At 67.5% G+C, this 10,331-nt stretch carries 10 protein-coding genes and 1 pseudogene; 6 read left to right on the top strand and 5 right to left on the bottom strand.

The annotated features are described in order from the left end of the window. From AB4Y86_RS04105 to AB4Y86_RS04095, 3 genes and pseudogenes are all read right to left on the bottom strand, one after another. Positions 1-1,220: pseudogene (locus AB4Y86_RS04105) on the bottom strand (aminodeoxychorismate synthase component I); the annotation flags it as partial. Continuing rightward, positions 1,217-1,759 (bottom strand): low molecular weight protein-tyrosine-phosphatase, encoded by a 543-nt coding sequence (locus AB4Y86_RS04100; protein WP_441400325.1) that lies wholly within the window; start codon positions 1,757-1,759, stop codon positions 1,217-1,219. The gene AB4Y86_RS04100 and the pseudogene AB4Y86_RS04105, both read right to left, overlap by 4 nt. Positions 1,760-1,857: 98 nt before the next feature. Beyond that, positions 1,858-2,337: a MarR family winged helix-turn-helix transcriptional regulator gene (locus AB4Y86_RS04095; protein WP_441400323.1), complete on the bottom strand. Its 480-nt coding sequence runs from the start codon at positions 2,335-2,337 to the stop codon at positions 1,858-1,860. 123 nt (positions 2,338-2,460) lie between these two features. Between AB4Y86_RS04095 and AB4Y86_RS04090 the strand changes: the two genes are divergently transcribed. The 6 genes from AB4Y86_RS04090 (at position 2,461) to AB4Y86_RS04065 (ending at position 9,070) form a co-directional block, all read left to right on the top strand. Next, entirely contained in the window at positions 2,461-3,396 is a 936-nt protein-coding gene (locus AB4Y86_RS04090; protein ID WP_441400321.1) for an SDR family oxidoreductase, read from the top strand. A 1-nt stretch (position 3,397) separates the two neighbouring features. Next, positions 3,398-4,291, top strand: coding sequence for an amidohydrolase family protein (locus AB4Y86_RS04085; RefSeq protein ID WP_441400319.1), 894 nt, complete (start codon positions 3,398-3,400; stop codon positions 4,289-4,291). A 1-nt stretch (position 4,292) separates the two neighbouring features. Continuing rightward, entirely contained in the window at positions 4,293-5,513 is a 1,221-nt protein-coding gene (locus AB4Y86_RS04080; protein WP_441400317.1) for an acyl-CoA dehydrogenase family protein, read from the top strand. Positions 5,514-5,585: 72 nt separating this feature from the next. Continuing rightward, complete coding sequence (locus tag AB4Y86_RS04075) at positions 5,586-6,041, top strand: MaoC family dehydratase (RefSeq protein ID WP_441400315.1); 456 nt, start codon at positions 5,586-5,588, stop codon at positions 6,039-6,041. Between the two features lie 68 nt (positions 6,042-6,109). After that, on the top strand, positions 6,110-7,456 hold the full coding sequence (locus AB4Y86_RS04070) for an MFS transporter (RefSeq protein WP_441400313.1): 1,347 nt from the start codon (positions 6,110-6,112) through the stop codon (positions 7,454-7,456). A 42-nt stretch (positions 7,457-7,498) separates the two neighbouring features. Beyond that, entirely contained in the window at positions 7,499-9,070 is a 1,572-nt protein-coding gene (locus tag AB4Y86_RS04065; RefSeq protein WP_441400312.1) for an acyl-CoA synthetase, read from the top strand. 16 nt (positions 9,071-9,086) lie between these two features. Here AB4Y86_RS04065 and AB4Y86_RS04060 read toward each other — a convergent pair whose 3' ends face one another. Beyond that, complete coding sequence (locus tag AB4Y86_RS04060) at positions 9,087-9,710, bottom strand: LysE family transporter (protein WP_441400310.1); 624 nt, start codon at positions 9,708-9,710, stop codon at positions 9,087-9,089. A 30-nt stretch (positions 9,711-9,740) separates the two neighbouring features. Continuing rightward, positions 9,741-10,331 (bottom strand): SCO1664 family protein (locus tag AB4Y86_RS04055; protein WP_441400308.1); only part of this gene is annotated, 591 nt, incomplete at its 5' end.

The following is a 10,331-nucleotide window of genomic DNA, read 5'->3' as shown; positions in this document are numbered from 1 at the left end:
AACTCCTGCGCGGTGCCGACCGCCGCGGAGAGTCCGACACCGGTCCCCCCGCTGCTGCCGCTCTCTGCGGCCGCCGCAACGGCGGAGCGGGCGATCGCCAGCCAGGCTCCGGCCTCCGGAGTGTCCAGCGCCAGCAGCCAGACCGTGCGTTCCCGGTGGTCCAGGACCACCGCGCGGCCGGCGAAGATCAGGCAGGCATCCGGAGTGGGCGACTCGACGTCGCTGCCGCCGGTCTCGCGCTTGAGTTCGTAGCCGAGGTAACCGAGCCAGCCGAGGGTGAACTCGCAGGGGTAGCCTTCGGGGGCACGCAGGTCTGGCCGGCCCCAGGCCCCGTCGAGCCAGCGGAAGAACCCGCCCTCGATCTGCACGGCGGCGTTGCCGATGCTTACCCGGGTCCGGCCGGACCGGTGCCGCATGGACTGCCCGTAATTGCCGCCGTCGTCCGCCAGGATGCTGAACCGGCTGCGTTCGGCGGCGGCGCCGCCGGGACCTGCGCCGGCCGGCGCCGCACCCCCGGCCAGGGAGGAGTCAAGCCACACCGCGTTCGGCGAGCCGCCGTAAAGGGCTTCGAAGAGCCGCGCGGGATCCGGTGCGCCGTCGAGCCGCTCGGTCTTCAGTTGCAACCCGCGGCGTGCCGAAAGCTCGGGGAGCAGCACCGGAGCCATGGCCGGCAGGTACTGGAGCGCCTGCAGGACCTGCCCCGGGGCAGTGCCGTCGGCGAGGTTGAGCACCCGCAGGGTGGCCCGGGAGGGCACGTCGTCGCCGGCCAGCCAGGCCTCTTCCTGGTCCGCCCATTGCTCCCAGTAGGGCTCATAGCTGTCTCCGTCACGGGCCAGGGCCCGGAATCGGCGGTCCAGATCGGGGGAGTCGGCCCAGATTACGGCGTCCAGGAAGGGCGCGGCGGCCGCGGCGGCTGCACCCACGCCCTCGACCAGGACAATTTCGGCCGGCTGGGTGAGGCGGGCGGCGCCGTCGTAGTGCCGCTCCCAGTCCCAGCTGACCCAGCGGGCGGCCTCGCCGCGGCGCAACGGGTCAAGCACGGTGGCAACATAGCGTTCGATGCCCGCGGCCAGGCCGTTCCAGCCGGGGTAGATGTCCTCAAGATGGAACAGCGAGACACTGTGGTGTTCGCGGAGCCGGGCCGCGAGCTCGATGGCCAGGGTGGTCTTGCCTGCGCCGGAGCGCCCGTCGATGGCGATGATGACGGGTGTGTGGCTCATGAATTAGAGCGTACCGGGTGCCCCGCCGAGTCCCGATGCTGCGCGGCGCGGACGTGCGCCAGGATGCCCGGAACCGCCGCCTGGATCAGCTCCCAGGTCGCGTCGAAGTCGGCGTGGCCGCCGTACCAGGGGTCCTCGATGCCTTGGTCCAGCGGGTCCGCGCCCTCCACTGCGGGGTCGAAGCTGCGCAGCATTCGGATCTTCGCCACCGAGGCCCGGTCCGGAGCGGCCTGCCGCAGCCAGCCGTAGTGGTCCACGTCCAGGGCAAGGATCAGCTCGCGCGACTGGAACCATTCGGGGCGCCACTCGCGCGCGATGTGCAGCCGGGAGGAGATGTTGTGGGCGGCCAGGGTGCGGCCGGCCCGGGGATCGATCGGGCGGCCCGCCTCGTAGGCGGTGATTCCGGCTGAATCGACCTCGACGCCGGTGAGCTGCTCCGCGGCCGCGGCCTCGGCGAGCATCAGTTCGGCCATCGGGGATCGGCAAATATTTCCGGTGCAGACCGTGATGATCCGGTATTGGCCCGCGATTGACGTCATGATCCAGCATGACGGATACGGCTGCCGCTTGGCTATTCGGTCGGCCTCGCCGCGGTCGCCTGCGCCCCGGGACCGGACCCGAAACCGGTCCCCGGCACTCAGGCGGTCCGGCTCCAGAGTGCCTTCCGGAGCAGTCCCTTCAGCTCGCCGGCTTCGGCGTCGGTGAGGTTGGCGAGGGCGGTGGATTCCGCCGCCCGCGCGGCGGCCTCGGCCTGCCGGAAGACGGCCGATCCATCCTCGGTGGCGGAGACGATCTTGGCCCGGCGGTCCAGTCGTCCAGGCGCGCGGATTACCAGACCACGCTGCTCCAGCTCGTCGATGAGGGCTACGATCTGGCTGGGGTCCAGGCTGAGGAACTCCGCCATTTCACGCTGCGTGGGCTCCAGCTCGCTGGTGGCCAGCGCCAACACGGAATAGGAGCGCTCCTTGAGTCCGAACTGAGCGAGTGCACGGTTGTTGAGGACAGACCCCGCGGCGTGCAGTTTGGCCAGCAGGAAGCCCGCGTCGCGACTGATCGAGGCGGACATCAGCTTGTCCGCCGGCCGGATGCCCGGCTGTTCGTCTACATCCGTCGCCATGCCCACTCCAATAGTCCAAAAAATAAATCATTGACATTTTCAATCATCCATACTTTCATGGATGCAGAACAGCATCCCACGCCGAAGCGCAGGATGTACACGTCAGCTAGCAAGGGAGCAGCGATGAGCCTCGCAGGAAAAGTAGCAATCGTCACCGGAAGCGGACGGGGCCTCGGCCTGGCTTACGCCCGGGAACTGGCCCGGCAGGGCGCCGCCGTCGTGGTGAACGACGTTGACGCAGCGGTTGCCGACGAGGCGGTCCGGACCATACAGTCCGACGGCGGCCGTGCCGCCGCCGTGGTGGCGCCGGTGGGCAGCTCCGAGGTGGCCAGCCAGCTTGTCCAGGCAGCCGTCAGCGAGTTCGGCCGGCTGGATATCCTGGTCACCAACGCCGGGATCCTGCGGGACAAGAGCCTGCTCAAGATGACGGATGACGACTTCGACGCCGTGATCAACGTGCACCTCAAAGGCACCTTTACCTGCGCCCGGGAGGCGTTTGGCTACTTCAAGGAGAACGGCATCCCCGGCCGCATCATCACCATCGGCTCGCCGACCGGCCAGCGAGGCAACTTCGGCCAGACCAACTACGCCGCGGCGAAGGCCGGAATCGTGGGCATGGTCCGTACCTGGGCGATGGAGATGAAGAAGGCGGGCGTCACCGCCAACGCCGTCATCCCGGTGGCGGCCACCGCCATGACCAAGACCGTCCCGTACTTCCAGAAGGCCGTCGAAGCCGACGAACGCGGCGAGACCATGCCGGCGTTCTTCCGCCACGACCTCGGCTTCGRCACCGCCGACGACGTCGCCGGGCTGGTGGCCTTCCTCGCCTCCGACGCCGCCGCCGGAATCACCGGCCAGGCAATCGGCGCCGGCGGTGACCGGCTGCAGCTCTGGAGCCACCCGGAGGCCGCCGCCACCGAGTACCGCGAAGGCGGCTGGGGATACCAGGACCTCGTGGACAACTTCGGGGCGCTCTTCGGCGACAAGCTGCAAAGCGTCGGCGAGGAGTTCCTGCCGCTGCCGGAAGAGCTCAAGCCTGAACCGGCGCAGGCCCGCTGACATGACCGCCACCCGCTACGAACTCGGCATCGACGCCGCAAAGCTCGATGCGATCGACATGCACGTCCACCTCGAGGTGGACGGCCACGGCCACGAGTCCCTGCCGCCGGTCCTGACCGAGGCMTCGGCCAAGTACTTCAAGGCCGAGGACCGGAGCCCGTCGCTGGACCGGATCGCGGAGATCTACCGCGGACTGAACATGGCCGCCGTCGTCTTCACCGTGGACGCGCGCACCCAGCTCAAGCACGAGCCCAACAGCATCCCCGAGCTCATTGCCGGGGCGGCGCGGAACAACGACGTACTGATCCCGTTCGGCAGCGTTGACCCGCGCACCGGGCCCGAGGCGATCCGCGGTGCCGTGCACCAGGCCGAGGCCCTTGGCGCCCGCGGCTTCAAGTTCCACCCCAGCCTGCAGGGCTTCGACCCCTCCAACGAGCAGTTCTATCCGCTCTGGGAGACCCTTCAGGAACTGGGGCTGCCGGCGATCTTCCACACCGGCCAAAACGGCATGGGGGCCGGCCTGCCCGGCGGGTTCGGCATCAAGCTGGCGTACTCCAACCCGCTGCTGCTGGACGCCGTCGCCGCGGACTTTCCCGAGCTGCAGATCATCATGGCCCACCCCTCGGTGCCGTGGCAGGACGAGGCCAACTCGATCGCCACGCACAAGTCCAACGTGTTCATCGACCTGTCCGGCTGGTCTCCGAAGTACTTCCCGGAGTCGCTGGTGAAGATGGCCAACTCGGTGCTGCAGGACAAGGTGCTGTTCGGCACCGATTTCCCGCTGATCACCCCGCAGAAGTGGCTGGGTGCCTTCGCGGACCTGCCGCTCAAGGACGAGGTGCGGCCCAAGATCCTCAAGCGCAACGCCGTCCGCCTGCTCGGTTTGGAGGGTTGAGATGAGCCTAGACACCGCCGTCGACGCGCAGTCGAGGCTCTACGGCGTGTGCGACTACTACGACGCCGAATCCCTGCTCACTCCCGCCGAACGCCGGGTCCTGGGCCGGCTGCGCAGCTTCCTGGACGAAGAAGCCCGGCCGTTGCTGGCCGAGTACTGGGAGCGCGGTGAATTTCCGGACCAGCTGGCCCGGCCGCTGATCGATCTGGACCTGATGGAGCCGGCCGAGCTGACCGGCGCCCCCGGCGCAGCACAGACGCCGGCCCGCGGGATCTACCAGGGCTTCCGGATCTTCGAACTTGCCCGGACCGACGCCTCACTGGCCACCTTCTACACGGCCCAGGCCGGGCTGTTCCGGACCGCCATCCGGGTCGGCGCCTCCGCGGAACAGCAGGCCGAGTGGATGCCCAAGGTCCTCGATTTCTCACTCAAGGGCGTGTTCTCGCTGACCGAGCCGGAGTCCGGCTCCGATATCGCCGGCGGACTCTCCACGAGCGCCCGCCGGGATGGCGACAGCTGGGTCCTCAACGGCGCCAAGCGCTGGATCGGAGGAGCGGCCACCGCCGACGTCCTGGCGGTGTTCGCCCGCGACGAGGCCGACGGTCAGGTCAAAGCCTTCCTGGTTGACCGCGAGGCCGCAGGGGTGACGCTGGAAAAGATCCACGGCAAGACCGCCCTGCGGATGATGCAGAACGCCCACATCACGCTCGAGGGGGTTCGCGTCCCGGAATCGATGCGGCTGCACAACGTCAACTCCTTCCGGGACGTCGCCRCGATGCTGCGGGCCATGCGCTCCGACGTCGCCTGGATCGCGGCCGGCATGTCCGCCGGTGCGTTCGAAGCCGCGCTGCGCTACGTCACGGAACGGCAGCAGTTCGGCCGGCCGCTGGGGTCCTTCCAGCTTGTCCAGGAGAAGCTGGCGCGGATGCTCGGCAACGTCACCTCGGCCCTGTCCCTGGTGGTCCGGCTGACCGAACAGCAGGCCAAGGGCATCTATCGGGACCAGGATTCGGCCCTGGCCAAGATGCAGACGTCCCTCCTCATGCGCGAGACGGTGGCGCTGGCCCGCGAAGTGGTGGGCGGCAACGGCATCACCCTCGAGACCGACGTCGCCCGGTTCCATGCCGACGCCGAGGCCGTCTACTCCTATGAGGGCACCCACGAGATCAACGCCCTCATCATCGGCCGCGCCCTCACCGGCGAAAGCGCCTTCACCCGCTAGCACCCTGAGACGGTGCCCGCCCGGGTCCGCCGTCGTTCTTCACCCACCCAACCCCATCACCAGGAGCCAAAGATGCCCAACCTCGTCGTCGACTTCGACAAACTGCTCACCCTTGCCGGCACCGACCTCGGTGCCACCGAATACCGCGAAATCAGCCAGGAACAGATCAACAAATTCGCCGACGCCACCGGCGATGACCAGTGGATCCATGTAGACCCGGAACGCGCCAAGGACGGCCCCTTCGGCGCCCCGATCGCGCACGGCTTCCTGACCCTCTCGCTCATCATCCCGTTCTGGGGCGAACTGTTCGACGTCGACGGCGTCACCACCAAGGTGAACTACGGGCTGGACAAGGTCCGCTTCACCTCCCCGGTCAAGGTGGGGTCGCGGATCCGGATGCGCGCCACCATCGCCGAGGTCACCGAGGTCAAGGGCGGCGCCCAAATCAAGGTCGCCAACACCATCGAGATCGAGGGCCAGGAACGCCCCGCCGTCGTCGCCGAATTCCTGGCCCGCTTCTACAAGTAACCGTTTCGCCCGGGCGTTTCACCCCCACCGTTCAACCAATCACCAACCCACTGCCGCAAGGAACAACGATGTCCCAGATTTCGCAGTTGCAGTCCCTGGACGCGGGCACGCGTCGCCGGGAGGCTCGGACCGTCATTGCCTCCAGCTACCTCGGAAGCACGATCGAGTACTACGACTTCCTGCTCTATGCGACGGCTGCTGCTGTCGTCTTCCCCAAGGTCTTTTTCACCGGGCTGGACGACTGGGTCGGCGTCGTGGCCGCTTACGGCACCTTTGCCGCCGGCTACGTTGCACGGCCCCTGGGCGGCATCATCTTCGGTCACTTCGGCGACAAACTCGGCCGCAAGGGCATGTTGATCGTCTCGATGCTGGTCATGGGCATCGCCTCCACACTGATCGGGGTGGTGCCGGACGCCTCGGTGGCCGGTCCCTGGGGTGCGGTCCTGCTGGTGATCCTCCGGGTTCTCCAAGGCATCGCCGTCGGCGGCGAATGGGGCGGGGCCGCCCTGATGGCCCTGGAACACTCGGAGTCCGGCAAGCGCGGCTTCGCGGCGTCCTTCGTCAACGCCGGGGCCCCCAGCGGCGCGGTGCTCGGCACCCTGGTGATGGGCGCGTTCTCCGCCCTGCCGAACGCCCAGTTCCTCGCCTGGGGCTGGCGCGTGCCGTTCCTGCTGTCCTTCGTCCTGCTGGCCGTGGGCATGTTTGTCCGGCTCAAGGTCTCCGAGAGCCCGATCTTCAAGGCGGCCCTGGAGAAGGAAGCGGCAGAACAGGCCGGCCAAGGCACCGCGGTGCGACGTGCAGCGCCCCTGCTGCAGGTCCTGCGCCGGCCGAAGACCCTGGTCTTCACCATGCTGGCCGGCGCGGCCGGATTCGCGCTGCAGGTGGTGCTGGCCACCTTCGCCGTGACCTATGCGGTGTCCAAGGGCGCCGACCGGCAGGGCGTGCTTTACGCGTTCGCGGCGGCTTCGTTCGTCTCTATCATCTTTGTGGTCATGGGCGGCCGGCTCTCCGACAAGCTTGGCCGGCGGCCGGTGATGATCGGCGGCCTGGTCATCTTCATCATCTACCTGGTCCCGATGTTCCAGCTCTTGTCCTCGAACAACATCGGCCTGATCTTTGTCGCCTTCGCGGTGGGCCTGATGATCCACTCCACGCTGTTTGGCCCGCTCGCTGCCTTCGTCTCGGAACAGTTCGGCACCACCTCGAGGTATACCGGGGCATCGCTGGGCTACCAACTCGCCACCCTCCTCGGGGCAGGCTTCACCCCGGGGATCGTGGCGCAAATCTTCAAGGACTCGGGGCAAAACACCTCATCCGTGGTGTGGTATCTCGCCATCATGTCGGTCGTCTCGATCGTCTTCATCCTGCTGACCCGCGAGCCGAAGAACAACGATCTGGAAGCGGTCCGGTCCTAAGCGGTCCCGCAAGCCTCAACGTCTAACTGGAAAGGAATTGCCGTGGAGAATTTTGGCATCGGCTCGTGGTTGCAACGGCGCCGCCCGAAGTCCGGCACCAAGACGGCCATCATCAGCGGAGGCCGGGAACTCAGCTACGCACAGTTCGCGGACCGGAGCCTCCGGCTGGCCAACGCCCTGCGGGACCGCGGCGTCGCGAAGGGGGACCGGGTGGCGTACCTCGGCGAGAACCACCCGTCGTTCCTCGAAACGCTTTTTGCCTGCGGCGCTCTCGGCGCCATCTTCGTGCCGCTTAACACCCGGCTGGCGCCCCCGGAGATCCAGTTCCAGCTGCAGGACAGCGGGGCCGTGGCCCTGATTCATGCGCAGGCCCTGAGCGACCTCGCCCACCGCGGTGCCGTCGGGACAGCGGTGGCCCGGCTCGTCGTCGTCGATGATTCAGGCGACGGCAGCGCTGAAGCGGCGGCCGATGACAGCGGCCAGGGGCCGACGGCGGTCGAGGGCTTTGAGGACGTGGTGGCCTCCGGCGCCGAGCGGCCACTGGATGAACCGGTAACCCTGGACGACGGGGCCATGATCCTCTACACCTCTGGCACCACAGGACGGCCCAAAGGTGCACTGCTGACCCACGGGAATATCATCTGGAACTGCATCAACGTGATCGTGGACTTCGACTTCTCCTCGGTTGATGTGGCGCTGATGATTTCACCGATGTTCCATGTGGCGTCACTGGACATGGGTGTTCTGCCCACTCTTCTCAAGGGCGGCACCGTCATCCTTGAATCCCGGTTTGATCCCGGCCGGGTCCTGACCCTCGTCGAGCAATACCGCGTCACGACCATGAGCGGCGTCCCGACCACCTATCAGCTCATCTGCGAACACCCCGCCTGGCCAACGACAGATCTCAGCTCGTTGAACAAGCTCACCTGCGGGGGTTCCGCTATCCCCATGCGCGTGCTCGACGCCTACGAGTCCCGGGACCTCCAGATCGGCAACGGCTACGGCATGACGGAAACCGCCCCCGGCGCGACGGTCCTTCCCGCGGCGAGGTCCCGGGAGAAGGCCGGATCCGCCGGTCTCCCGCACTTCTTCACCGATATCCGGATCGCCGATCCAGTAGCGGGAATTGCGGCGCCTGGAACCGTGGGGGAGATCCAAATCAAGGGTCCCAACGTCATCCACGGATACTGGGAGCGGCCGGACGCCACGGCGGCGTCCTACGCTGAGGGCGGCTGGTTCAAGTCCGGAGACCTGGCCTACACCGACGAAGAAGGCTTCGTGTTCATCGCTGACAGGCTCAAGGACATGATCATCTCCGGCGGCGAGAACATCTACCCGGCCGAGGTGGAACAGGCGATCGCCGAACTCGACGCCGTCGGGAGCGTGGCGGTGATCGGCGTGCCGGACGAGAAGTGGGGCGAGGTGCCGCGCGCCGTGGTGCTGCTGCGGGACGGTGCCCAGCTTTCGGAGGACCAGCTGCGGGCCCACCTGCAGGGCAGGCTGGCACGCTACAAGATTCCCAAATCGGTGGTCTTCGTGGCGGAGATGCCGCGGACCGCGAGCGGCAAAATCCGCAAGGCCGAGCTGCGGAAGCTGGCGCCCGGGGCAGTCTGAGGGGTCGCCCAGACACCTAGTGGATCAGGGCCAGCAGGGTGCCGACGGCCATGAACAATACGCCGAAGGTCCGGTTGAGGATCCGCTGGCCGCGGGCGTCGTGGGTGAAACGCTGGAACGTCGTGGCCGCCGCCGCGAAAAAGAACCACATGACCAGGATGTCGATCACGATCACGGTCGCGGACAGCACGAGGTACTGCGGCACCAGCGGCTGTTCCGGGCGGATGAACTGCGGCATGAAGGCCAGGAAGAAGACGATCGCCTTCGGGTTGAGCAGGTTGACCCACAGGCCGCGGCGGAACATCGAGCCTGCCGGTTCGTTCCGCAGCGCCGCGGCTTTCTCCTGGTCCAGGTCCGGCTTGTGCCGGAACTGCTGGATGCCGAGGAAGACGAGGTAGGCGGCGCCGGCGTAGCGGATGACGTTGAAGGCCAGCGGCGAACTTGCCACCAGCACCCCGACGCCGAGCGCGACGATCAGGATGTGCACCACCAACGCGGCCTGCTGGCCAAGGATTCCCCAAATGGAGCGCCGGAAGCCGGAGTTCAGCGAGTTGCTCATGGTGTTGATGGCGCCAGCGCCGGGGGTGAAGCTGATCAGGACGCCGGCGCCGGCCAGGGCCAGCCAAAGGGAAGGTTGCACTGTGCCAGTTTAGGGCGCGGCGCGGGTCGGTCAGATCAACGGCCAGGGGTAGCGCATGCCGGTGCGGTCCACCGGCAGCACGCCTGCGATTAGCATCCTTTGGACGCGGCGCTGCAGGGCGGTGACTTCGTCGTCGTCGAGGAGTGCGGCCACGTCGGGCGGCACAGCCCCGGCGAGCGGAGCGATGTCCCGGATCAAGGCGTCCGGGATGGGGTCGCCCGCGAAGTCCCAGATTACGGTGCGTAGTTTGAAGGCTGCCGAGAAGCACAGCCCGTGGTCGATGCCCCAGATCCGGCCGTCGACGCCGCGCAGCACGTGGCCGCTTTTGCGGTCCGTGTTGTTGGCGACGTAATCGAACAAGGCGATCCGCGCCAGGTCCTGGTGGGTTTCAGGGGAGTCCTCGTACAGCGTGAAGTAGTGCTCCTGGAAGTCGCACTCGATGAACCACTGCAACGATCCGATGCCCAGGGGTGCTTCCTCGCGGATCACCGTCGGCGGCACAAGCCCCCACCCCAGCGACTCACTGAGCAGGTAGGCGGCACGTTCGCGCCGGTAGAGCCCGGGCTCGAAATCGGACAGCGGCCTTTCCCCGGCTTCCGGTTTGTAGACCGCATAGGCGGC

The organism is Arthrobacter sp. 2YAF22_2 (assembly GCF_052114645.1).
GTDB lineage: Bacteria > Actinomycetota > Actinomycetes > Actinomycetales > Micrococcaceae > Arthrobacter.
This window is presented reverse-complemented; position numbering and strand designations above follow the sequence as displayed.